At 40.7% G+C, this 23,330-nt stretch carries 19 protein-coding genes; 14 read left to right on the top strand and 5 right to left on the bottom strand.

Annotation, left to right across the window (positions count from 1 at the left end):
- Nucleotides 1-6: 6 nt before the first annotated feature.
- The gene (locus D2V05_RS05630; RefSeq protein WP_119646528.1) at nucleotides 7-1,077 is read left to right on the top strand and encodes a glycosyltransferase; all 1,071 of its coding nucleotides are present in this window, start codon (nucleotides 7-9) and stop codon (nucleotides 1,075-1,077) included.
- A gap of 2 nt (nucleotides 1,078-1,079) precedes the next feature.
- Nucleotides 1,080-2,150 (top strand): glycosyltransferase, encoded by a 1,071-nt coding sequence (locus D2V05_RS05625; RefSeq protein ID WP_119646526.1) that lies wholly within the window; start codon nucleotides 1,080-1,082, stop codon nucleotides 2,148-2,150.
- Between the two features lie 16 nt (nucleotides 2,151-2,166).
- Here the strand turns inward: D2V05_RS05625 and D2V05_RS05620 are convergent, their stop codons facing one another.
- From D2V05_RS05620 to D2V05_RS05605, 4 genes are all read right to left on the bottom strand, one after another.
- Nucleotides 2,167-3,831 (bottom strand): glucosamine inositolphosphorylceramide transferase family protein, encoded by a 1,665-nt coding sequence (locus tag D2V05_RS05620; RefSeq protein WP_119646524.1) that lies wholly within the window; start codon nucleotides 3,829-3,831, stop codon nucleotides 2,167-2,169.
- Nucleotides 3,832-3,869: 38 nt separating this feature from the next.
- Nucleotides 3,870-5,204 (bottom strand): UDP-glucose dehydrogenase family protein, encoded by a 1,335-nt coding sequence (locus D2V05_RS05615; RefSeq protein ID WP_119646522.1) that lies wholly within the window; start codon nucleotides 5,202-5,204, stop codon nucleotides 3,870-3,872.
- A gap of 36 nt (nucleotides 5,205-5,240) precedes the next feature.
- Nucleotides 5,241-6,242, bottom strand: a complete 1,002-nt coding sequence (locus tag D2V05_RS05610; protein WP_119646520.1) for an SDR family oxidoreductase — start codon at nucleotides 6,240-6,242, stop codon at nucleotides 5,241-5,243.
- A 133-nt stretch (nucleotides 6,243-6,375) separates the two neighbouring features.
- Nucleotides 6,376-7,404 (bottom strand): NAD-dependent epimerase, encoded by a 1,029-nt coding sequence (locus D2V05_RS05605; RefSeq protein ID WP_119646684.1) that lies wholly within the window; start codon nucleotides 7,402-7,404, stop codon nucleotides 6,376-6,378.
- Nucleotides 7,405-7,786: 382 nt separating this feature from the next.
- Between D2V05_RS05605 and D2V05_RS05600 the strand changes: the two genes are divergently transcribed.
- The 4 genes from D2V05_RS05600 to D2V05_RS05585 are packed head-to-tail and all read left to right on the top strand — an operon-like array spanning nucleotide 7,787 to nucleotide 14,060.
- The gene (locus D2V05_RS05600) at nucleotides 7,787-8,920 is read left to right on the top strand and encodes a DegT/DnrJ/EryC1/StrS family aminotransferase (protein WP_119646518.1); all 1,134 of its coding nucleotides are present in this window, start codon (nucleotides 7,787-7,789) and stop codon (nucleotides 8,918-8,920) included.
- Complete coding sequence (locus tag D2V05_RS05595; protein ID WP_119646517.1) at nucleotides 8,917-10,860, top strand: polysaccharide biosynthesis protein; 1,944 nt, start codon at nucleotides 8,917-8,919, stop codon at nucleotides 10,858-10,860. Before D2V05_RS05600 ends, D2V05_RS05595 begins: the two co-directional genes overlap by 4 nt.
- An 18-nt stretch (nucleotides 10,861-10,878) precedes the next feature.
- Nucleotides 10,879-11,643: a polysaccharide biosynthesis/export family protein gene (locus D2V05_RS05590; protein ID WP_119646516.1), complete on the top strand. Its 765-nt coding sequence runs from the start codon at nucleotides 10,879-10,881 to the stop codon at nucleotides 11,641-11,643.
- 50 nt (nucleotides 11,644-11,693) lie between these two features.
- Complete coding sequence (locus D2V05_RS05585; RefSeq protein ID WP_119646515.1) at nucleotides 11,694-14,060, top strand: GumC family protein; 2,367 nt, start codon at nucleotides 11,694-11,696, stop codon at nucleotides 14,058-14,060.
- Here D2V05_RS05585 and D2V05_RS05580 read toward each other — a convergent pair whose 3' ends face one another.
- The gene (locus D2V05_RS05580) at nucleotides 14,061-14,804 is read right to left on the bottom strand and encodes a tyrosine-protein phosphatase (protein WP_119646514.1); all 744 of its coding nucleotides are present in this window, start codon (nucleotides 14,802-14,804) and stop codon (nucleotides 14,061-14,063) included. It abuts the gene before it with no gap.
- 267 nt (nucleotides 14,805-15,071) lie between these two features.
- Between D2V05_RS05580 and D2V05_RS05575 the strand changes: the two genes are divergently transcribed.
- The 8 genes from D2V05_RS05575 to D2V05_RS05540 all read left to right on the top strand — a co-directional run bounded on the left by D2V05_RS05575 (nucleotide 15,072) and on the right by D2V05_RS05540 (nucleotide 23,297).
- The gene (locus tag D2V05_RS05575; protein ID WP_119646513.1) at nucleotides 15,072-16,346 is read left to right on the top strand and encodes a sensor histidine kinase; all 1,275 of its coding nucleotides are present in this window, start codon (nucleotides 15,072-15,074) and stop codon (nucleotides 16,344-16,346) included.
- Nucleotides 16,339-17,037: a response regulator transcription factor gene (locus D2V05_RS05570; protein ID WP_119646512.1), complete on the top strand. Its 699-nt coding sequence runs from the start codon at nucleotides 16,339-16,341 to the stop codon at nucleotides 17,035-17,037. The genes D2V05_RS05575 and D2V05_RS05570 overlap by 8 nt, the downstream gene beginning before the upstream one ends.
- Before the next feature lie 65 nt (nucleotides 17,038-17,102).
- Nucleotides 17,103-17,339: a hypothetical protein gene (locus D2V05_RS05565; protein ID WP_119646511.1), complete on the top strand. Its 237-nt coding sequence runs from the start codon at nucleotides 17,103-17,105 to the stop codon at nucleotides 17,337-17,339.
- Nucleotides 17,340-17,606: 267 nt separating this feature from the next.
- Nucleotides 17,607-18,344 carry a DUF3108 domain-containing protein gene (locus tag D2V05_RS05560; RefSeq protein ID WP_147378232.1) on the top strand — a complete coding sequence of 246 codons (738 nt, stop codon included), beginning with the start codon at nucleotides 17,607-17,609 and terminating at the stop codon, nucleotides 18,342-18,344.
- 16 nt (nucleotides 18,345-18,360) lie between these two features.
- Nucleotides 18,361-19,026: a CatB-related O-acetyltransferase gene (locus tag D2V05_RS05555; protein WP_119646509.1), complete on the top strand. Its 666-nt coding sequence runs from the start codon at nucleotides 18,361-18,363 to the stop codon at nucleotides 19,024-19,026.
- A gap of 55 nt (nucleotides 19,027-19,081) precedes the next feature.
- Nucleotides 19,082-19,846, top strand: coding sequence for a hypothetical protein (locus tag D2V05_RS05550; RefSeq protein ID WP_119646508.1), 765 nt, complete (start codon nucleotides 19,082-19,084; stop codon nucleotides 19,844-19,846).
- Between the two features lie 94 nt (nucleotides 19,847-19,940).
- A complete protein-coding gene (locus tag D2V05_RS05545; protein ID WP_119646507.1) occupies nucleotides 19,941-22,493 on the top strand; it encodes a M1 family metallopeptidase in 2,553 nt (850 codons plus the stop codon).
- A gap of 138 nt (nucleotides 22,494-22,631) precedes the next feature.
- Nucleotides 22,632-23,297 (top strand): DUF6799 domain-containing protein, encoded by a 666-nt coding sequence (locus D2V05_RS05540; RefSeq protein WP_119646506.1) that lies wholly within the window; start codon nucleotides 22,632-22,634, stop codon nucleotides 23,295-23,297.
- Nucleotides 23,298-23,330: the final 33 nt, after the last annotated feature.

Here is a 23,330-nt window from a genome sequence, read left to right as displayed (position 1 = left end):
TACATTTTGAAGAAAATTTATTTTGTTCTACCCTCGCTAAGGGCTGGGGGAGCCGAAAGGGTCATTAGTTTTTTGGCGGCCAATCTAGACAAATCCGAATTTGAGGTTTCCTTGATCATAGTAGGCAAAAAGGCAGATGCCGCATACGACATCAAGGACATACCAGTAGTTTTTTTGAACAAGGATCGGGTCTTGCAAGGCGCCCTTCCACTTATCAAAATTATGGCCAAGGCCAAACCGGACATTGTTATGTCTTCCATAGGACATTTGAATGCTCTTTTGGGATGCTTTTCCATACTTTTTCCAAAAACTAAATTTGTAGGTAGGGAGGCCAGTGTCATCAGCGTTTTTAATTCTTTTTCCACTAGAAAGAGTCTTTTCAGTAAAGAACCTTTATATCGCTTTGCCTACAAACAAATGGACATGATCGTATGCCAGTCCAAGGATATGTATGACGATTTTAAAGAGACCTACAGGTTATCCGACAACCAAATGGTCGTAATTGCCAATCCAGCCCCGGAGAACATGCAACTTTCCGCTAGGGATATGACCTCTTCCAAAGTTAAAAAGTTGATTACCATTGGAAGACTTAGTCCAGAAAAGGGACATTTAAGACTTTTGGAGAGTTTATCAAAAGTGGATTTTCCTTTTGAATATACCATTATAGGAAGTGGTGTGGAGGAGAAGAAAATAAAAGACGAGGCGGAAAGATTGGGACTGTCACAATTCATCAGATACATTCCCTTCACCAAAATGATCAACGAGGAACTCATTGCACATGATGTATTTTTACAAGGATCTTATGTAGAAGGATTTCCGAATGCCGTAATGGAAAGCTGTGTTTCCGGTACACCGGTCATAGCCTATAATGTACCGGGAGGTACTAAAGAAATCCTGGAACAGGGAGTCAACGGCTTTATGGTTGAAAATGACATTGAATTTTTGGAAAAGCTCAATACCATGGTAAGAATGGATTGGGATTCCGCCTTGATAAGAGAAAGTGTTTATAAAAAGTATAGGGCGCCCATAATCGTTGGAAATTATGAGGCAATGTTCAAAAAAATGTATACCAAATAAAGATGAAGGAAATAACAATCGTACACTTGATTACAGGCTTAGGTGGTGGCGGTGCCGAGCAAATGGTTTTGAAACTGGGTCTTGAAGCCGAAAAACATAAAGTTAAGACCTTGGTGATTGCCATAAGCGACATCGATACCATTGAGGGGAAGTTCAAAGATGCCGGATTGGAATACCATTTTCTGAATATCTCATCTTTTTCAAGCATAGGAAAAGGTCTTAAAAAGCTAAGGGACATTTTAAAGGAAGAAAAGAATCCTGTGATGCATTGTCACATGTTCCATGCATTGGCGATAGGAATTTTGTTCAAGTTACTCTATAGGAGGTTGCCCATAGTTTTTACCTTGCACAATACAACCGTTAACCAAGCCTACAGGGCATTTGTGTTGGCCATTACCAAAAGTTTGCGCAAGGCGGATATTTTGTTTTCCAAAAGTGGTACACAGTGGTTTTTGAAGAATACAGTGATCATTCCCAATGGTCTGGATATTTCAAACTTTGAGGTTGCTGCGAACGAACGCAATGGCGATTTGGCCGGCAAAACTTTTCATTTCCTGTTCTTGGGTAGTCTTACAGAACAGAAGAATCCATTTATATTACCAAAGTTGGCAGGCTTTTTAAGATCAAAAGGACTGGAAAATTTTGTGATAGATGTATTGGGCGAAGGTTCTTTACGCAAACAGCTTGAGGAAAAGATCAAAGCAGAAGGACAATCGGAAAAAATTGTATTGCATGGATTTTCCAATAAAGCGGTTGACTATTTAAAATCTTCCGATTGTTTGATCATGCCATCATTATGGGAGGGTATGCCCGTTGTAATATTGGAGGCTGGAGCGGCCAGGCTCCCCATTATTTGTACCCCGGTTGGGTCAATACCGGATATTGTTCCCGAAGAAAACGGATATGTGGTGGAAATGGACAGATTTCCCCAGGCCATGGCCTATGTAATGGAAGACTATCCTACTGCTTTGCAGAAGAGCAACAGATTTTATGACCATGTCGTGGCCAACTATTCCATACAAGAAGTCTTTAATAGACACTTGGAGTTATACAGGGAAGTATCAGAAAAGTAGAAGTTATACTATCAATCTATTTTCTTCTTTTTACCAAGGCATCGATGATGGTAAGATTCCCCGTTTGGTTAAGGGTATGTGTGGATACCAAATCTTTGCTCCAGTTTGGATAAATGGATTGTAGATTGACCTCTTGATAATCCTCTTTGGTAAGTACTTTTATCATTTGAAGTTGCATGCCATGGCCATAATGCTTTGCACAATTTTGTGATGGCCTAATCAAATGACCGTTGTATTCAAAAATCTTACCGGCCGGCCTTGAAGAGCCAACGTCAGAAACAATGGGATTCTTGGGGTGGGGGGTCCATTGATCGGTTACAAGATTGTCCGAGTGGAACAAGAACAACTCATTGGAAGTGGAAGAGCCTTCATTCTCTTTTATATTGCAGAAAAGCCAATAGGTACCCTCGTGATGCAAAATGGTAGTGTCCACGGCTTTCACACCTTTCATCATTACTTTTTCCAAGTTCCACTTAAGTGGAAACTCTTCACATTTATAGAGCTCTATTTGGTTGTTCTCTGCTGTTTCGGGAATCATGTATATGTGGCCACCATTCTCGATCAAAAAAGGATAGGAGAGGTGATAATCTTTTTCCAGGACAATTTTTGGTTCTGAATAATTCCCTTTTTCGTCCAATTCCAACACGGAAATGTTTCCCAAACCATTCTTGTATACCAGTTCTTCGAAGAAGACATGGTATTTTCCGTCTTTTTCAAAAATGAAGGGATCTGCCCAGAAACGATCCTTTGGCGGAACAATTCTTTTGAATCTGAAAAATGATTTTGAAAGTTGTTCCTTCTTTTCAAAATTATACATCAGGATCCATTGGTTAAAAAAGAAAAGCCTCTTGATCCATCCTTTGAACACACCGGAATAAATTTTAAGCAGGGCTTTAAGGGTCTCCCAATTAGTAGGGGCAACGAACAAACGGTTGTAGTAGATCTGTGGTAAGGCATTGTTCCGCACCACTTCATCCATAAAGGCATCACCACCTTTTTTGTGCAGTTCCGCCAGTTTTCTTGTAATTAATGAAGTGGCACTCCAATAATAGTTGTTCTTGTTGCGATTGATGCTTACAGAATCCGTGGAGGCTTGGGTTTTGGCCAAGGTAAGTCCACCATCAAGATCTTCGGTAAGTATCTGGAGTACCGCCCCGGTCTTATGCCAACCTTCATATACTTCCCAAACACCTGGAGGACCGCCTCTATTTATATCATTATCACCATGATGGTAGGACCAGACACCGAATTTGGAACTTTTAAGGATGTCCCCCCTCAAAATCCGGAAACCGAATCGGACGAACACATCGATATTATGTCCCCGTATTTTAGCGATGTCTTCCGAGCCTATAATATCACTGAACTTGGTCTCCTTTGGGGAAACGATTATTTCTGGACAGGAAATCAATTCCTTTAGGTCTTTTGGCTGGAAGGCATTTGGTCTTGGCTTAAAGAGCTTGTTTTCGAGTTTGCCGTGCAGAAAGTAAAGAAGGCTGTTCCTAATTTTCCAAAAAGTCCTTAGCTTACCTTCTTTGGTGGTCCCACCAACACTTTTCTTTCGAACGATGAGGGCAATTTCAGAATGGTCGGAAGCCAAGATATCCTGAACCATTCTGTATTCCCAGAGAGGTATCTTGTAATCGTTTATAAGTATTCCGACCTTCAGTTTTTTTGTTGCCATCTATGTCTATGGTTCTAGAATTTGTTCCCTTGACCGAACTAAGACCTGGTTTTGCCTATTTGATAATATTCAAAACCCATTTCGCCCAGGATTTCATCGTTGTATTGGTTTCTTCCATCAAAAATGACGGGTTCTACCAACTGTTTTTTTATTTCGTGGAAATCTGGGGAGCGGAATTCTTTCCACTCCGTAAGAAGAATCATGGCATTAGCTTCCGATATGGCTTCGTACTTGGAAGAATAATAGGTTATATTGGGAGTGTCCTTCAGATAAAAATGTTTGGCTTCCTCTATTGCCTTCGGGTCATATGCCTTTACGGTAGCACCTCTCTTAACCAACTCATTGATGATATAAATGGATGGTGCCTCTCGCATATCATCGGTTTCAGGTTTGAAGGAAAGTCCCCAGACCGCAAAAACCTTACCACTTAGGTCCTCGCCATACTTAGCAATAATTTTATTGGCCACAACCAATTTTTGTCTATCGTTCACATCCTCTACGGCCTCAATGAGCTGGGGTTGATAGCCATGTTGCATGGCCGTCTTCTTCAAAGCTTTTACATCTTTTGGAAAGCAAGAACCTCCATATCCGCTACCAGGGTAAATGAAGCTATAGCCAATTCTGCTATCGGAACCGATACCAATTCTCACCTTGTTCACATCTGCACCAACAAGCTCACAAATATTGGCAACTTCGTTCATGAACGAAATTTTAGTGGCAAGCATGGCATTTGCCACATATTTTGTCATTTCTGCAGACCTGACATCCATTGTGATCAAACGGTCCATGCTACTTCTGAAAAAGGGAGCATATAAGGCACGCATTTTTTTGGTTGCGTCCGGATTGTCGGAACCAATGACAACTCTGTCGGGTTTCATAAAGTCGCTTATCGCATCCCCTTCTTTCAAAAACTCAGGGTTTGAAACTACGGTAAAAGGAATGGACTCTCCTCTTTTGTCCAGTTCATTTGCAATGGCTTCATGTACTTTATCTGCTGTTCCCACGGGAACTGTTGATTTGTCCACAATGATCAAAGGGGTGGTCATGTGTGCACCTATCTGTCTTGCAACCTGAAGTACATACTGTAAATCGGCCGAACCATCTTCTCCCATGGGGGTTCCAACAGCTATGAACGCAATATCGCAATTCTCAAGGTGGTTTTCCAAAGAAGTGCTGAAATGGAGTGTTTTACCGGCAACATTACGTTTCACGATGGCTTCCAGTCCAGGTTCATAAATAGGGATAATACCATTTTTTAGACCATCTATCTTTTTTTGGTCAATATCTATGCATGTTACATTATTTCCCATTTCGGCAAAACAGGTCCCGCTTACAAGGCCTACATATCCGGTTCCGATGACAGTTAGATTCATGTGTTTAGTTTAATCTATAAATAATAGTAATTTTTCTTAGTTTTTTAAATTTCCCCAATACCAATCAACTGCTTTTTCTAGGCCTTTGGAAATGTCATATTTTGGTGCATATCCCAGTTTTTCCTTAGCCTTGTCGATAGAGGCCAGGGAGTGGGGGACATCTCCAAGTCTATTGGGGCCATAATTTGGTTCAATTTCAGCAATACTGGGGTCGTATTTTGCCAAATTCTTTTTTAGAAGGCCAATCAATTGATTAAGGTCCGTTCTTTCTCCAAAGGCTACATTGTAAACAGTGTTCACGGCTTCCGTATTGGTGGTTACAATGGCTCTTAGATTCATTTCAACAACATTTTCAATATAGGTGAAATCCCTTGAAAAACTTCCATCCCCATTTATTGTTGGCGATTCATGCTTCATCAACTGCATCACAAATTTAGGTATCACGGCAGCATAAGCACCGTTGGGGTCTTGCCTTTTTCCAAACACGTTGAAATACCTGAGGCCTATGGTTTCAATGCCATAGGTTTTAGAAAACACATCGGCATAAAGTTCGTTCACATATTTTGTAATGGCATATGGGGAAAGGGGCTTTCCGATCACTTCTTCAATTTTGGGCATCTGTTTTGAATCTCCGTAGGTTGAACTACTTGCGGCGTATATAAAACGTTTGACCCCGGCATTTTTGCTGGCCACCAACATGTTCAAAAAACCTGATACATTGACCATATTGCTGGTGATAGGGTCTTTTATGGATCGGGGCACTGAACCCAATGCAGCTTGGTGTAAAATGTAATCAACACCCTGACAGGCTTTTTCACATGTCTCCAAATCCCTTATGTCTCCTTCGATCAGCGAGAAGTTCCCATTGCTCAATAAGGGTTCGATATTTTCTTTTTTTCCTGTGGAAAAATTGTCCAGACAGGTTACTTTGTTTCCATTTTCAAGTAATGTTTCGCAAAGGTTGGAACCTATGAACCCTGCTCCTCCCGTAACTAAAATGTGAAGTTCCTTGTTTAGGACAATATCGTTCAATGCCATATGCAATTGAGGTTTTGTTGTTTTGGAGGCCAAAATTGATAAAAACTTTCCAATAGCTTCGTAAAACTATGTTAATGGCCCATAAAATCGGTTAAAAGGTATTACCCTTCTCAAGAATGTATTAATCTACTTTTTATTGTACTTGATAGTGTTTTTTGTACCAATCCACAAAGTTGGAAATACCAATTTCAATTGAGGTGTTGGGCCTATAGTCGTAGTCCCTTATCAAATCATCCACATTTGCCCATGTTTTTTCAACATCCCCAGGCTGCATTTCAAGAAACTGTTTTTGGGCCGTTGTAGATAGTTTGCTTTCCAAAGCGTTAACAAAATCCAATAGCTTTACGGAATTATTGTTACCAATATTGTAAACGCTGTAGTTCTTTTTGGATGATTCTTCCCCAACAAACCTGTCCTCGATGATGCGAACCACTCCTTCAACAATATCGTCTATATAGGTAAAGTCCCGTTCCATATTCCCATTGTTGAAAACTTTTATAGGCTCTCCGTCTAAAATGGCCTTTGTGAACAGGAACATTGCCATATCGGGTCTGCCCCAAGGACCATAAACGGTAAAAAATCGAAGGCCAGTTGTCTTAAAATTGAACAAATGGCTGTAAGTATGGGCCATAAGTTCGTTGCTTTTTTTGGAAGCAGCATAAAGGCTTATAGGATGGTCCACATTGTCGGATGTTTCAAATGGTACCTTTTTGTTGGACCCATATACGCTGGAACTGCTGGCATATACCAAATGTTGGATGTTGTGGTTGCGACAACATTCCAGTATGTTCAAGAAACCCACTATATTACTGTCTACATACGCTTCCGGATTTTCCAGACTATACCGGACACCCGCCTGGGCGGCCAGATTACATACCACGTCAAACTTCTCATCAGAAAATAACTTGGGAAGATGATCTCTATCTTCAAGATTCATACGTACAAAGCTGAACTTTTTATTGGAGGTCCCTGAAACTTTATGATAGAACTCTTTAGCCAGATTGGCATCGATTCCGAGTTGCTGCAGTCTTGAGAGCTTAAGGTTTACATCATAGTAATCGTTAATATTGTCAAGTCCAACTACTGTATGTTGGTTTTCCAATAATTTATTACAAACATGGTATCCGATAAATCCTGCGGCTCCGGTAACTAGAATTTTCATATACTGGTTTTTGTTGCTGCAAATATTACAAATGTAGCCCATATAAGAGGCCTTGATACTAAAAATTAAAACATTCTTCATATGGATGGCATTATACCAACTACATGATTTTTTTGAAAAATTTTGGTTGATTTTGAGGTAGGATAGGTGTTTTTCATGATCAGCAATTTCATTGAACCATTATGTACTAAACCAATTATTCCTTGCTCTAGGACAGAACCGGACCATGGTAGATAAGTGTGGTTTTCGGGATATTTACACTTAATCGATTTTTTTTCACCTTGGGCGAATTGTGAGTAAAAATGGTCACTTGGGGGGATTTTACCATTACTTTTACCATCGAGATTGCAATCTCACCTACTTATAATAACCCAAAACTAAAATGGAAACCACCGTCTTGAAAAAAATTTGGTTATCTCCTCCACATATGGGGAAGACCGAAGAGGCCTATGTAAAAGAGGCTTTTATTTCCAATTGGATCGCTCCACTAGGTCCCAATGTACAGGGTTTTGAAAATTCCATTGAAGAGTTTGTTGACAACGGCGTACATGCCGCATGCTTAAGTTCTGGAACTGCTGCTATTCATTTGGCACTGGAGATCTTGGGTGTGGGCAACGGCGATGAGGTTTTATGCCAAAGCTTTACCTTTTCTGCCTCGGCAAATCCTATAGCTTATTTAGGAGCCTCTCCCATTTTTATAGATAGTGAGTCGGATACATGGAATATCTGCCCCAAACTTCTTGAAGAGGCCATAAATGAAAGAATGGCCATGGGTAAAAAGCCGAAGGCCATTGTTGCGGTGCACCTTTATGGTATGCCCTACAAGGCTGATGAAATAAATGAAATCTCCCAAAAATATGACATCCCTGTTGTTGAAGACAGTGCAGAAGCATTGGGAAGTTCTTATAAAGGCCGCAAATGCGGTAGTCTGGCAAATATGGGAATACTCTCCTTTAATGGGAATAAAATCATAACGACTTCTGGAGGTGGTGCCTTACTTTGCAAAGAGAAGACTGAAAAGGAAAGAGCCGTTTTCCTTTCTACCCAGGCCAGGGATAATGCACCACATTATCAACATTCCCAAATAGGGTACAACTATAGGATGAGCAATGTGTTGGCCGGTATTGGCAGGGGACAAATGGAAGTCCTGGAGGACAGGGTTGCGGCAAGAAGATACAACTATGAGTTCTATAGAACTAATTTGTCCGAAGTTCCAGAAATAAGCTTTCTGGCCGAACCGGAAGGAACTTTTTCCAACAGATGGCTTACATGTATTTTGACCCCTTCCTTTGAAACAAGGGAAAACTTAAGGTTGGCACTTGAAAACGAGAACATTGAGTCAAGGCCGCTTTGGAAACCCATGCATGCACAACCGGTATTTGAAAAGGCAATTAGCTACACAAATGGTGTGAGTGAAGACCTTTTTGAAAGAGGACTGTGCCTGCCAAGTGGGTCTAGTCTTGAAAAAGAAGACCTTGAAAGGATATGTAATATTGTTAAAAGAGAACTTAAATGATAAAAGAATACTTTTATAGAAATGGCAGGCACTATGCATCTAAATGGACGGTATTGTTCATAGATTTGTGCATTGTTGCCGTGTCTTTCATATTGGCTTATTTCATTAGGTTCAATTTGAGCTTTAATTTCGATGTCCAGAAATTATGGGCCCAGTTGCCCATTATCGTTCTTCTTTTTGGAATCTCTTTTCTAATTTCTGGTAGTTACAAGGGAGTGGTCAGGCATACCGGAATGAAGGACGTATATGCGATTTTTAATGCGGTATGTCTGGCAAGTATCGGTGCAATAGGGGTTGTTCTGGTAAATCGCTTCATGAACATGGTTGATGGATTTACAATTCCGTTATCTATCATTATCATCAATAGCTTGCTCACCTTCATTTCACTTACTGCAGCAAGGTACATTTTCAAGATATGCTACGAGAGTTTGATGAACCGAAATGAAACTCCCAACAAAAACATCATCATATATGGTGCAGGTGAATCGGGCATCATAACTTACAACACACTTACCAATCATTCCAAAATGAGCTCCAAAGTGGTTGGATTTGTGGACAATAACCTACAAAAAGTAGGGAAACAGATCAATGGGGTAAAGGTTTATGATAAATCAATCCTTACAGAAGAATTTGTCAAGTTCAACAATATATCTGAGGTTATTTTTTCCATCCAAAGCATAAGGCCCAAACAGTTGCGTACTTTGGTAAATGAAATTGTTGATTTACCCGTTAAAGTAAAGATAGTGCCCCCCGTGGAGGATTGGATCAATGGAGAACTCAAGGTTTCCCAGATTAAAAGGGTACAGATAGAGGATCTTTTGGACAGGCCTCCCATCGAAATCAAGAATAGTAAAGTTATGAAGGATTTCGAGGATAAGGTAATCATGGTAACAGGTGGTGCCGGATCTATAGGTAGCGAGCTTGTAAGGCAGATCTGCAAATACAATTATCGCTCCTTGATTGTGATAGACCAAGCGGAATCCGCTCTCTACGACCTTCAACAGGAATTGAAACAAGTTGGATTTTTCAACTTTGTCCCAATTGTCAGTGATATTAGGGACAAGAACAAAATGAGGGTTCTGTTTGAGGAACACCGACCAGATAGAATTTTTCATGCTGCGGCCTACAAGCATGTCCCTTTAATGGAACAAAATCCTTATGAGGCTGTTAAGATTAATGTTGCGGGAACCAAAACCATTGTGGATTTGGCCGTGGAGTATGAGGTAGAAAAATTTGTATTTGTTTCTACGGATAAAGCTGTGAATCCCACAAATGTCATGGGAGCGACCAAGCGTATAGCCGAAATGTACATTAGCTGTAGACAACAAGAGGAGAAAACCAAATTTGTCACTACACGATTTGGAAATGTGTTGGGTTCAAATGGTTCTGTAATCCCTTTGTTCAGAAAACAAATAGAAAAAGGCGGACCGTTAACGGTGACCCACAAAGACATCACTCGCTATTTTATGACCATTCCCGAAGCTTCCCAGTTGGTGTTGGAAGCGGGGGCCATGGGCAAAGGGGGGGAGATATTTATTTTTGATATGGGCGAATCGGTAAAGATCATGGATTTGGCCAAGAACATGATCAGGCTTTCGGGACTCCACTACCCTGATGATATAGATATAAAAATCACAGGTTTAAGACCAGGTGAAAAATTGTATGAGGAACTGTTGGCCAATGGTGAAAATACATTGCCCACTTATCATGATAAGATTATGATCAGTAAGGTAAGGGAAATCGATTATGCCAAGACCAGGACAATGATAGATGAACTTTGTATCTCTAACCTCTTTTTCAAGGACAATGTGGTTCAATTAATGAAAAGTATTGTTCCGGAATATATCTCCAACAATTCTGATTTTTGTAAATTGGACAGGAAGAATCCTGAAATGGATATTAAAGAATCCAAACTGGGGTTACCTCAATTCAACAACTAAACTAAAACGATTCTCACAATGCACCATACGATTAAATTGGCATGCTTTATTATTATTGCATCCGTATTGGCTTCTTGTTCATCTTCAAAAGATGTGGTCTATTTTCAAGATGCAACCCAATTCGAGACCTTGGTCGATGACAATACTTTTTCAACCAAGTTTAAAGTTGACGATCTGGTAAGTATCTATGTTTCCGTATTGGATGCTGAGGCCAGTGCCCCTTTTAATTTGTATAGAGGCGCCCAAGAAGGAGGAATACGCCCAGAGCAGGTAGATTATCTTGTGGACAAGAATGGTGAGATAGATTTTCCGGTTATCGGAAAGATAAAGATAGCAGGTCTTTCACCTAGTGAGACCCAAAAACTACTGGAAGAAAAGTTGTCTGATTATTTGGTGAACCCGATCATAAACATTAGGATCAAAAACTTTACGGTTACAATTTTGGGAGCCGTGAACAAGCCAGGCACCTATCCAGTAAACGGTGAGCAGATAACAATAATGGAAGCATTGGGTCTGGCCGGTGATATAAATATCAAGGGTAGAAGGGACAACATAATGGTAATTAGGGATTTTGATGGGACAAAAGTGTACAACAGAATCAATCTTAACCAAAAAGATGCCCTAAAATCGCCGGTGTACTATTTGACCCAGAACGATGTTGTATATGTAGAGCCTAATAAATCCGGAAAAACACAATCAAGTTTTGATCAACGGACATCCATTGCTGTATCCATCTTATCGGTACTTATTACATCCACAGTAATACTATTGACGAGGAATTAACGCCTGAAATCTTTTATACCTAATAGAATAACATCATTCCCCAAAGACAAATGAATAACTCTGAATTGGATTTGAAGAGCCTATTGGACTCTTATTTGAAACACTGGAAGTGGTTTATTTTATGTTTGGCAGTTGCCATATTAATGGCGGTGGTATATGTCAGATATTCAGTTCCAATGTATAGCGCTTCGGCAAAAATCCAAATTCTGGAAGAAAACGGCTCCAGTTCCGAGTTGAGTGTTTTACAGGATCTTGATGTGTTTTCGGGGGGTACTACAAAGATTGAGGATGAGATCGAAATACTAAAGGCAAGGAGTAATTTTATCCAGGTAGTAAAAAAGCTCAAACTCAATGTTAGGTACTATGTTATCGGAAACATTAGGGACAATGAACTGTACGGTGGAAATTTCCCTTTCACCATAAATTTTATTTCCGCGGATTCCATAGTGAACAAGTCCAATCATCATTTCTATGTGGACCTAAAATCCGATACTTCATTTGAATATTCAGAAGAGGAAGACGGTCCTTATAAAAAGTATGATTATGGATCCAAGATCAAGACCAAGATCGGGGATATCATCTTGGTTCCAGAAACAGAGTACTTGAATTCCTATAAGAACAAAAGATTAAAGGTAGCCATAGATCCAATCCCTTTGGTAGCAGCTGAGTACAGGGACAATATTGTTGTAAGTCCCGCCAACAAAATGTCCAACATTATAAACATTACCCTTACCGATCCTGTCCAAAAAAGGGCGGTTGATATTATCAATGAGTTGGTTCAGACCAATAATTCCAATGCGGTTGAGGACAAAAAGGACATTGCTGACCGAACTACCAAATTCATAAACGATAGGATTACTGAAATATACAGTAATCTTTCCTCTGTGGACGAGAGTGCTGAAACTTTCAAGGAAAGCCGTGGAATAGCGGATCTAGGATCACAATCCAGCGTGAACTTTAACAGAAGTGCGTCCAGTGAACAGGAATTGCAAAGTGCGAGCATACAGTTGAACATTGCTAACTCAATGAAAGATTTGATCAGTGATCAAGAAGGATATGATGTGGTGCCAACAAATGTTGGTCTCAATGATCCTGGTATTGCCAATGCAGCCCAGAAATATAATGAATTGGTGGCACAAAGAAACCGATTGTTGGAGAGTTCCAATGAGAAAAATCCGGTAATCGTTAAACTTGACCAGCAGTTGGAAAGTTTAAAAAGGGGGATGCAATCCAGTTTGAACAATGTTACCAACAACCTAGACCTTCAAGTAAACAGTTTGAGCAAGCAGTTGTCCCAAATAAATTCTAGAATCTATGCGGCCCCGAGCAATGAAAGGGCACTGAGGGATATTTCTAGACAGCAGCAAACTACAGAGTCATTGTATCTATACTTATTGCAAAAACGGGAGGAATCCCAGATTACGTTCGCATCTGCTGCCCCTAAATCAAAAATTGTGGATGCTGCATACGGTGCCGGGTTACCCATAGCACCAAAACCAAAGGTAGTGTATTTGGCAGCTATTATTTTAGGCCTTCTTATACCATTTTCAGTGATATATGCGCAAGGTCTGTTGGAAAATAAGGTCCAGAACAAAATAGAACTGGAAAAACTAATATCAAACAGAGCATCCGCTCCAGTTCTTGCAGAGCTTCCCAAGATAGGTAAGAAGGACAACAAATTGGTTTCTGGTATGGACCGCTCCGTGTTGGGAGAGTCACTCCGCATTTTAAGGACCAATTTGGATTATTTGCTCCGTAAGAATTTAAAGACAGATCTTGGTAGTGTCACATTGATCACCTCAAGTGTTTCAGGAGAAGGTAAGACCTTTTTGTCTTCCAATTTGGCCATGGTATTAGCAAGCACCAAAAAACGTGTATTATTGATCGGAGCTGATATCAGGAATCCAAAACTTCATGATTTTTACCTTAATCTTAAGGGAGGTGGCGAGCAGTTGACCAGAAAGGAAATTACCGGGCTTACCGAATATCTTTATAGTGATAGTGTTGGTTTTAAAGATGCCATAACTCCCATGATTATTGGGGACACCAAGATTGATATTGTGTTCTCGGGCAAGATACCGCCCAACCCAGCTGAATTGTTGATGAGCGATAGATTGGCCGATTTTTTTGAAAGAGCAAGGGCAAATTACGATTACATTATTGTTGACTCTGCACCAATGCTTGCCGTTACGGACACTTTGTTGGTAAGTGATTACGCGGACCAGATTCTTTATGTTACCAAGGCAGGAGTGACTGAACGAAAGGTATTGGAATATCCGATCAAGCTTTTAGAGGAGGGCAAAATCAAAAATATGTCCTTTATAGTAAATGGCGTTAAGGAATCCAACTTGGGATACGGAGGAAAATATGGATATGGTTACGGAAAAACGGTTAAAAAGTGGTGGAGCCTATCTTGATTAGAAAAAAGTGTTTATTGTATTCTCTATAACGGGAAGCAAAGCGTTCAAAGTCTTGGTACTCAATTTGGTTTCCTTTATGAGGGCCAATTGCCTAAGATTGTGAACATCAGATCCTACAAAATCAATAACCCTATCTTCCAATAGTTTTTCAGCAACTTTCAGGACTCCACTCCCATAAGACTCTGGATTTAATGAGGGCAGATTTAGCTGGAACATAATACCGTTGGATTTCATGGATGCATACTTCCCATATTTTTGATGGAAATACATATACCTTTCCGGATGGGCCAAAATTGGAAAATACCTGTGTTTGGCAATCTTCTCCACGGCTACATCAAAATTAAAGGAGGGTTGTAGATACGACATTTCAATCAGTAGGTATTGTTCCTTCAATGGAACAATTTGTCCACTTTTCAAAATCCTCTCGAAATTGTCATCGATCATATGTTCGGCAGAATAGTCCAGTTTAATGGATGGCAGCCCTGGTTTTTCCAACTCCCTTGCAACTTTTTCATATGCTTCCTTAATGGTTTTTGGAGTATTGTCGTAATGATTGTGCATAATGTGCGGGGTGCATATAAAACTTTTTACCCCTAGTTCGGCAAAGCCATTGATTAGCCCAATGGAATCTTCCGCCGATTTTGCCCCATCATCTATACCCGGAAGAATATGGTTGTGGATATCCACAAGTCCATGCAGATAGTCGGCCAAGTATACCTTCCTTTGAAAAAAACTGAACATGTCTAAAATTTGGACTGCAAAGATAATGATATGCTAGGGCAAATGACAATGAAATGTTTTTTGGCTCCCTAGTTAAACAAAACAAAGGGCCGGTCCATATGGACCGGCCCTTTGTTTACACTACAATATATTTCTTAACTAAACTCATGGCTAAGATAGATCTTAATGACTTGCCCAGGGATTAACAATCGATCAAAAAGATTAATGAAAGATTAATAGGGTTAACCAAGAGGTAAATAGCTGGTGTTTTTTTGTTTATTTAGCACCATGCTGACCAAAAGAAATGTATACGTACTTGTTTTTGTGGTATCGGTTATTGGCCTTTTGGTGGTGCAATATCAATACTTGCGTGTGGGCTTGGGATTGGCAAGGGTACAGTTTTCAGAAAAGATGGACAAGGCCAGGACAAACATCGGTAAAGAACTTTCCGAAGTCAACTCTTTGACATACACGCTTGGCAATGCCATTGAAAAGGATACTTCGGAAGTTAATATAGGTTTGGATAGTTTGGAGAAGGCTTCCCAATTTTACCTAAACGATTATATTGCCTACCAATTGGGTGTTTCCGGTATTGATGCTCCTTTTACCTATGCTTTATATTCGAGGGATTCCATACAGTATTTGACTTCAGTAAGACCCCACATACAAAGTGAGGATGCCTTGACCTATCCTATTAAACTCAATGGTTACCTTCCAGAGTTGCTGAACAAAGAAGTGATTCTTGAGCTAGGTTTTGAAGATTTGAACAAATATTTTATGGGTCAAATAAAAGGGCTTATTATTCCTAGTTTTATATTTCTGTTGGCTATAATCGTGGTGGTGATCTGGGTATTGAGGTCTTTTTACTGGCAGAGCAGTTTGATTACCACAACAAATGATTTCATCAATAATCTAACCCATGAACTCAAAACCCCAGTGTTCTCCATAGGTCTTGCCAGCAAGATTTTGGAGGAGGGGATATCGGAGGAAAAAAGACCAGTTGTGGAACTTATCAGGCGTGAAACAGATAGGTTGCGAAGTCATATCGATAAAGTCTTGGAATTGGCCAGTTTGGAGTCGGGAAAAAAACTGATGCAGTTCAATGAAATTGACTTTAAGCCGGAATTGGAACGTATCTCCAAGGATTTTAAAATTTTGGCGGCCAGTGAAAACCTTGACTTCGACTATGAACTTTTTGGAGATTACTATATAATCAAGGCGGAAAAGTTCCATTTGGAAAATGTTATTGCCAACCTGTTGGAGAATGCCAAAAAATACTCCGATGACCCGGTCATTCGTCTGAAAGCATTTACCCAAAAAGGAAAACTTTTCATTTCCATTGAGGATAATGGACAGGGAATCTCCAAGCAAGACCAAAAAAGAATTTTCCAAAAATATTTTAGGATTAAGAATGGCGATGTGCACAGGGTGAAAGGTTATGGTCTTGGATTGTCCTATGTACAAAAAATTGTAAGGATGCATCGGGGAAAGATCTCGGTGGAAAGTGAATTGGGAAAAGGGACAAGATTTACCCTTTCCTTTAAATTGACCAAAAATGGATAGAAAGTACAAATTGATTCTGGTTGAAGATGATACCTCTTTAGGATATTTGCTCTCAGAATACTTAGGAATGAAGGGATTTATGGTCACATGGGCAAAGAACGCGCAAGAAGCCCTGGTGAAGACCGAGACCAATGTATTCGACCTGGCAATTCTGGATGTCATGTTACCTGACATGGACGGTTTTGAACTTTCACAAAAGATCAAGAACATCAACCCGGATCTACCTTTTATATTTTTAACGGCCCGATCGCTGAAGATAGACGTTTTAAAAGGATTCTCACTGGGTGCGGTGGACTATCTCAAAAAACCCATTGATGAGGAAGAACTGGTGGTGCGCATCAATGCATTGCTGGCTAGATTGGTGGTGGATTCCGAAGTGGAACAGCAGGCTGCGGAGTATGAAATTGGGGACTATTCCTTGAATACCGAAAATTTTGAACTTAGATATAGGGGAGAACTTATAAAACTGACAGGCAAGGAATTTGACCTGTTGACGCTTTTGGCCATGAACCAAAACCAATTGTGCACACACAAGGAAATCTTGACGACCATTTGGGACAAGAATGATTACTTCAACAAAAAGAGCCTCAACGTTTTTGTGTCACACTTACGAAAACATCTCAGTAAAGACCCCAAGGTCAGTATCGTGAATGTAAACCGACGAGGGTTTATGCTCCGAGTGGAAGAATAATTTAAAATCTTTGGGTTGGCGTGGTTTTTGTGGCAATTTAAGAAACCAACCAACTGTTTTTTCAAATGTTCAATTTTCTAAGAAATAAACCGGATTGCCCCCCATTGTGCCAATTGGATCAATTGTACAAGCATACCATTTCCAAGTTGCCCATAAACGAAAAGATAGCCTATTGCGAACGACTTCTTGAAAGCTCTAGGTTCCAACTATCCCATTCTTGCCCCAAAAAGGACCTCGGTCATTTTAAAAATCTGGTATTGGCCGCTGAAGCAGAACTACAACAGTTACGCTCTATCAGGTAGTTAGTTATCCTTTTAATGAGTCTTGAGATTGTTGCCAGTTTTTCCGACATCAAATAATGGTTTGTAGAATGTGCTTTATTGATATAGATCAATAGGAATATTCTCTTATGCCAATATTTTTGGGACATGATATAAGAAGGATGTAACAAATAATATTTTTTGAGTCTAATGGGGCAACACAGAAAGATTGTTCCGTTGGTCATTGTAAATTTCAGTTTGCATCCAAACCCCAACACCAAAAACTTATGTAACCAAAAACACTTTTTGATGATTAAAAATATTATTAGTCTAGCCTTTCTATTTTTTTTGACCCTTTCCTATGGTCAGCAAGCCATCGGCCCCAATAACAACCCCTTTGATTCCACATGGATCAAGGATGAAAACTATACCATGAAATGGCTAGTGCTTCAGGATACCATATCCCACGAATTGGGTGAGGTCAGTACCAACATTCAACAAAAGGGGGACAAGCTGATTTTGATCACCCTTGTGGCCATGCCACAACTTACTGAACCTTGGGTAGACAGTACCATAGTAAAATTAAAGGATCTAACCCCTCTATACCACTCTTCGTATAATCAAAACAGGGATATGGTCATCCATTTTGAAGATCGTGTAACTGGATATTACCACGATAAAAAGACAGGTAAAAAAACAGAATTGGACCAAGAACAGGAAGCCTCTTTTTTTGATAGTAACAGCTACCCCTATTTGATCAGATGGTTGCCTTTGGAAGAAGGGTACGAACAGGTCATTTCCATATTTGATTTCAACCCGAATACGCAAACCGGAGTGATTACTGCCACCATTAAGGCAGTGGATTCCGAAGTCATGGAAATCGATGGTCAATCCAAAGAAGTATGGAAAGTACAGGTCACGGATGATATCAGCAATAATCAAATGCCAAGCTATTACTACATCGACAAAAAATCAAGGACACTTTTAAAACAAGAAATCGAGATGCCCGGACGAAGAATGGTCATGGAACGGGTAGATTTTAAATGATACAACAAACTAGATAATGACAAATACACTATTGAATCCAAAAAAGAAGTACCCCATGGTCATGCCTAACGGGAACGAAATCCAAACGGTTGTACACTTAAACCAAGTTGTGGACCATCCAAGGATTGAAATAGGGGATTTCAGTTACTTTGGACATTTTGAGGTTTTGGACAACTACGCAGCCTTTTTGGCACCATATCTTTTCCCGTTGAGCCCGGAAAAATTGATTATGGGCAAGTTTTGCCAGATTGCCCACGGTGTCCGGTTCATCACCAGTTCGGCCAACCACAACATGCATGGCTTTTCCACATTTCCGTTCAATAATTTCATGATGACGCCAGAAACCACTGTGGCGGAGATACAGGCGATGTTTCAGGTCTCTGAGAAAAAAGGGGACACGATTATTGGTAACGACGTTTGGATCGGGATGGAAGCGGTGATCATGCCTGGGGTTACGGTTGGGGATGGTGCCATAATCGGGGCACGTTCCGTAGTGGTCAAGGATGTGGAACCGTATACCATTGTCGGTGGAAATCCCGCAAAACCATTAAAGAAGCGATATGATGAAAAAACCATTGCATCCCTTTTGAAAATTCAATGGTGGAATTGGCCCGTGGAAAAAATTGAAAGTAACCTGGACACTATTTTAGGTACCGATGTTGAAAAACTAGCCAGTCTTTAAGAAGACAACTTGTGAAAAAACACTAAGTTTAGGGACAGAAACCAATATACCCATCATGAAAAGATCAGTTCTCTTCGCCGTACTTTTTTCACTAAGTCTACACGCTTTTGCTATCGATACCAAACTGATGGTCAGGGCTAAGGCAAAGGATGCCAAGTTTGTGGGAAGTTCCATTGGAGGGGCCCACATAATTGTTAGGAACACCATCAACGGACAAATCCTTGCCGAGGGCATTACCACGGGAAGCACGGGCAATACCGGCTTGATCATGAAAACCCCAAAAGACAGGTTTGCCCAGTTGGCAGATGATAAAACCGCTGGTTTTTTGGCTGTGGTGGATATTTCCGAACCCACTTTTGTTCGTGTGGAAGTGATATCACCCATCAGCAGGAAAAATGCCCAAGTGCATGCCAGCACGGAGCTTTGGCTCATTCCTGGCAAGGATATTTTGGGTGATGGCGTAGTGTTGGAAATCCCAGGATTTGTAATTGATATCCTTACCCCCAATACACATCAATACATTCCTTTGGAATCCATTAAGTCCACTGGGTTGGACGTCAAGGCCAATATTGTGATGATGTGTGGCTGTCCGATAGAAAAAGGGGGTATTTGGGATTCCGAAGTCATGGAAGTGAAAGCCGTTGTAAAAAAGGATGGACAAGTTTTTGGTGAGTTGACCTTGGCTAACCCTTCGCGAAACCTGTTTGAAGGCAATGTCAAAATTGACGGTGCGGGGAGTTATCAGGTCTTGGTATATGCCTATAATCCCACTACCGGAAATACGGGAGTGGATATCATCAATTGCGTGGTCACGGAATAAACCCCATGCATTGGCCTTCTTTTTGTGTTCGGTTCCGTTGATGTGACATCGACAAAAATTGGTACCTTTTGGGTCCTAAACCAAACGCTCCAAAATGAAAAGGAACCAAACATTCCCCCTTTGTGCTTTATTGCTTTTTGCCGCATGCCAGACCGCCCCTAAAATAGACCTATTGGATTTGGGCATTCACTTAAAAATGGCAGAATACCGCCATTCCCAAGTTTCCAATGTCATTTATACCTTGTCCTTTGATATTCCAGAGGAGAAGGCATCGCCCATACCATCAAGGCTAGACCTTAAACTTGACCTGTTGGATATGTCGCAACCCCTATACCTTGATTTCAATGCCGATGGATCTTTGTTGAAAGAGTTGGTGGTTAATGGAGAAAAGCAAGATATCAACCATCAAAAGGAACATTTGATCATTGCGGATAACTTGCAAAAAGGTGAAAACGCTATTCAGATTGCGTTTGATGCAGGTGAGCTGTCCCTTAACCGAAATGATGATTTCCTTTATACACTTTTGGTTCCGGATAGGGCCAGTACTTTGTTTCCTTGTTTTGATCAACCTAATATCAAGGCAAAATATATGTTGGATATCAAAGCACCTAACGGTTGGAAAGTGCTATGTGGTGCACCCTTGGAAAAAAGCTCGGAAGAGAAAGGCAAGACCCACTATCAATTTAAGGAAAGTGATCCCATGAGCACCTATCTCTTTTCGTTTGTGGTAGGTAAGTTTGAATCGGTGACTGAAAATCCAGGCATTTTTGACATGACCTTCCTGTACCGGGAAACGGACACGACCAAGATCAAATTGAGTACTGGGCCTGTTTTCGATATACACCAAAAATCCATTGATTTTCTCCAAGGCTATACCCAGCATCAATTTCCATTTCAAAAGCTGGACTTTGCGGGAATCCCTGGATTTCAATATGGAGGCATGGAGCATGTTGGAGCCATTCAGTATCGAGAGCCGTCCTTATTTTTGGATGAAAGTGCCACGGAGAGACAAAAGTTGGGTAGGGCCAAGCTCATTGCACACGAAACCTCACACATGTGGTTCGGCGACTTAGTCACCATGGATTGGTTTAACGATGTTTGGATGAAGGAAGTCTTTGCCAATTTTATGGCAGATAAGATTGTCAACCCTACATTTCCTGATATCAACCATAGGTTGCAATTTATGACTTCCCATTATCAAGGAGCTTATGGGGAGGATAGGACCAAAGGAACCAATCCCATCCGTCAAGATTTAGACAATCTGAAAAATGCGGGAAGCCTGTACGGCGGTATCATTTATAATAAGGCTCCGATCATGATGCGCCAACTGGAAGCCGCTATTGGAGAGAAGGAGTTTAGGGAAGGCATTCGTGAGTATATTTCCAAATACGCCTATGGGAATGCCACTTGGAACGATTTGGTGAACATTTTAGATGCCAGGTCACCCAAAGACCTTCAAAAATGGAGCGAGGTCTGGGTGAACCAATCAGGAAGGCCCATATTCAAGGAAGAGATCGGATATGATAATGATATGATCAAAAGTTTCACCTTAAGTCAAAAGGCAGAAGATGGAAGCGAAAAGATTTGGCCCCAGGCTTTCGATGTTACCCTGGTATACCCTGACAGTACTTTGGTGATTCCTGTGGCTATTGATGGGCGTACAGTAAAAGTGGAAGAAGCTATTGGGCTTCACAGGCCAGAAGCCATCATATTCAACTCCAATGCCTTTGGTTATGGTGTATTCCCGGTTAAGGTGGATGATTTGCAGATTACACCCCATTTAAAGGATGAGGTGGCCCGTGGTTATGCCTACTTGAATACTTATGAAAACATACTAGCTGGCAATTTGGCTCCCGAGGAAGGGCTCGATTTGTTCTTGAAAGGAGTTCAAATGGAGGAAAATGAACTGGTACACGGTCTCATATGTGGACAGATCGGCAGTGTTTATTGGAGTTATCTTTCCCCAGAAGCAAGAGCCGCACAACAGCCTTTGCTTGAAACGATGCTTTGGAAGGAACTGACCAAAGAAAAGCATGTTGCCAACATCAAAAAAAACATTTTTGGTCTCTGGAAGGGTATGGCCTATTCGGATGAAGCCAAGAACAAATTGTACCAGATTTGGAACAAGGAAAAACAAATCCAAGACCTAAAGCTCAATAAGGACGATTATACCAGTATGGCGATGACCTTGGCACTGTATGAACATCCGGAGGCGGAAGAAATTCTGGAAACCGCTAAAAAAGCATTGGATAATCCGGATAAACTAAAACGTTTTGAGTTTTTACTACCGGCCCTATCTGCGGATGAATCGGTCAGAAGTGCTTTTTTTGAATCGTTCAGGGAAGCCAAAAACAGGGAAAAGGAATCGTGGGTCTTGGCAGCCTGTGGTTATATCCATCATCCGTTGCATCAATCTTCCTCCATTAAACAACTGCCTTTGGCATTGGATCTTCTTAAAGAAATACAAAAGACAGGGGACATCTTTTTTCCCAAACGATGGCTTAGTGCCACCATTGGCCAATACCAAGCCTCTGGGGCTTATGAACTTATGGAAAAGTACTTGGCGGACCATCCCGATTTAAATCCTTCATTAAAGGGCAAGCTATTACAGGCCACTGATGATCTGTATCGTTATGTGAAGCAGTAAAACGATGGATCCTATGTAACATTTGTTACTATTTAATCATTCTAAATAACTGACAATAAGTGGTTTAGTGACTAAAATCATTGTGGCTCGTTTTCTTTGAAAATACCTTTGTACCATAAGTTTTTAAAGACGAGTACCATGAAAAAAGTAGTTTTACTGGTGTTGGCTGTTCTGGGAACAGTAACACTGCAGGCACAGGACCGGGATAGGGACAGGATCCAAGATCCCGATCAAAATCGAGACCGTTTAATGTTGGTCGATGGAGACGTGCTCCAAATACGTGACCGCGACCAAATACGTTTGCAAGACCCTATCACTTTGAGTGATGGAACGGTTGTCAACCTCAACGGAACCTATATGACCCAAGACCGAGATCGGCTTAGATTACGGGATGGGGAATGCTTGGACAATGATGGCATCAAGTATCGTAACGAGTATCAATACCGTTACAAAATGATGCAGGATGATAAAGGACTTACTAACGCCCAAATCCAAGCAAGAAACCAAAACAGGTATCAAGTGATGCTCATTGATGGGGAATTGTATCAAATCAGGACCCAATCCCAAAACAGGTTGCAACAACAATTGGAATTGGCGAATGGCACGACTGTTAATCCTGATGGTTCTTACATGAACCAGGATCGTCAACAATTGAGGTTGCAAAATGGCGAGTGTTTGAACATTGATGGAGTGAAATTCAACAACATGTACCAACATCGTAAAATGATGCTCCAAAAAAACATGATGAACATGAAGTCCAAAAAGGCTAATCTTCAAAAGAAGAAAGCCGGACAAGTCATGTAGTTGTATTTTGGTTTGGAACCATGCCGCCAATTG

It is taken from the genome of Flagellimonas pelagia (genome assembly GCF_003584135.1).
GTDB classification, from domain to species: domain Bacteria; phylum Bacteroidota; class Bacteroidia; order Flavobacteriales; family Flavobacteriaceae; genus Flagellimonas; species Flagellimonas pelagia.
This window is presented reverse-complemented; position numbering and strand designations above follow the sequence as displayed.

Excerpts from the sequence above, each read along its gene's own strand:
- D2V05_RS05605 (WP_119646684.1), bottom strand. The coding sequence starts at position 7,404 with ATGAAAATTCTAGTTACCGGAGCCGCAGGATTTATCGGATACCATGTT.
- D2V05_RS05615 (WP_119646522.1), bottom strand. The coding sequence starts at position 5,204 with ATGAATCTAACTGTCATCGGAACCGGATATGTAGGCCTTGTAAGCGGG.
- D2V05_RS05620 (WP_119646524.1), bottom strand. The coding sequence starts at position 3,831 with ATGGCAACAAAAAAACTGAAGGTCGGAATACTTATAAACGATTACAAG.
- D2V05_RS05550 (WP_119646508.1), top strand. The coding sequence starts at position 19,082 with ATGAAAAGATCAGTTCTCTTCGCCGTACTTTTTTCACTAAGTCTACAC.
- D2V05_RS05595 (WP_119646517.1), top strand. The coding sequence starts at position 8,917 with ATGATAAAAGAATACTTTTATAGAAATGGCAGGCACTATGCATCTAAA.
- D2V05_RS05625 (WP_119646526.1), top strand. The coding sequence starts at position 1,080 with ATGAAGGAAATAACAATCGTACACTTGATTACAGGCTTAGGTGGTGGC.
- D2V05_RS05575 (WP_119646513.1), top strand. The coding sequence starts at position 15,072 with ATGCTGACCAAAAGAAATGTATACGTACTTGTTTTTGTGGTATCGGTT.
- D2V05_RS05560 (WP_147378232.1), top strand. The coding sequence starts at position 17,607 with ATGATTAAAAATATTATTAGTCTAGCCTTTCTATTTTTTTTGACCCTT.
- D2V05_RS05570 (WP_119646512.1), top strand. The coding sequence starts at position 16,339 with ATGGATAGAAAGTACAAATTGATTCTGGTTGAAGATGATACCTCTTTA.
- D2V05_RS05600 (WP_119646518.1), top strand. The coding sequence starts at position 7,787 with ATGGAAACCACCGTCTTGAAAAAAATTTGGTTATCTCCTCCACATATG.
- D2V05_RS05585 (WP_119646515.1), top strand. The coding sequence starts at position 11,694 with ATGAATAACTCTGAATTGGATTTGAAGAGCCTATTGGACTCTTATTTG.
- D2V05_RS05545 (WP_119646507.1), top strand. The coding sequence starts at position 19,941 with ATGAAAAGGAACCAAACATTCCCCCTTTGTGCTTTATTGCTTTTTGCC.
- D2V05_RS05540 (WP_119646506.1), top strand. The coding sequence starts at position 22,632 with ATGAAAAAAGTAGTTTTACTGGTGTTGGCTGTTCTGGGAACAGTAACA.
- D2V05_RS05555 (WP_119646509.1), top strand. The coding sequence starts at position 18,361 with ATGACAAATACACTATTGAATCCAAAAAAGAAGTACCCCATGGTCATG.
- D2V05_RS05610 (WP_119646520.1), bottom strand. The coding sequence starts at position 6,242 with ATGGCATTGAACGATATTGTCCTAAACAAGGAACTTCACATTTTAGTT.
- D2V05_RS05565 (WP_119646511.1), top strand. The coding sequence starts at position 17,103 with ATGTTCAATTTTCTAAGAAATAAACCGGATTGCCCCCCATTGTGCCAA.
- D2V05_RS05590 (WP_119646516.1), top strand. The coding sequence starts at position 10,879 with ATGCACCATACGATTAAATTGGCATGCTTTATTATTATTGCATCCGTA.
- D2V05_RS05580 (WP_119646514.1), bottom strand. The coding sequence starts at position 14,804 with ATGTTCAGTTTTTTTCAAAGGAAGGTATACTTGGCCGACTATCTGCAT.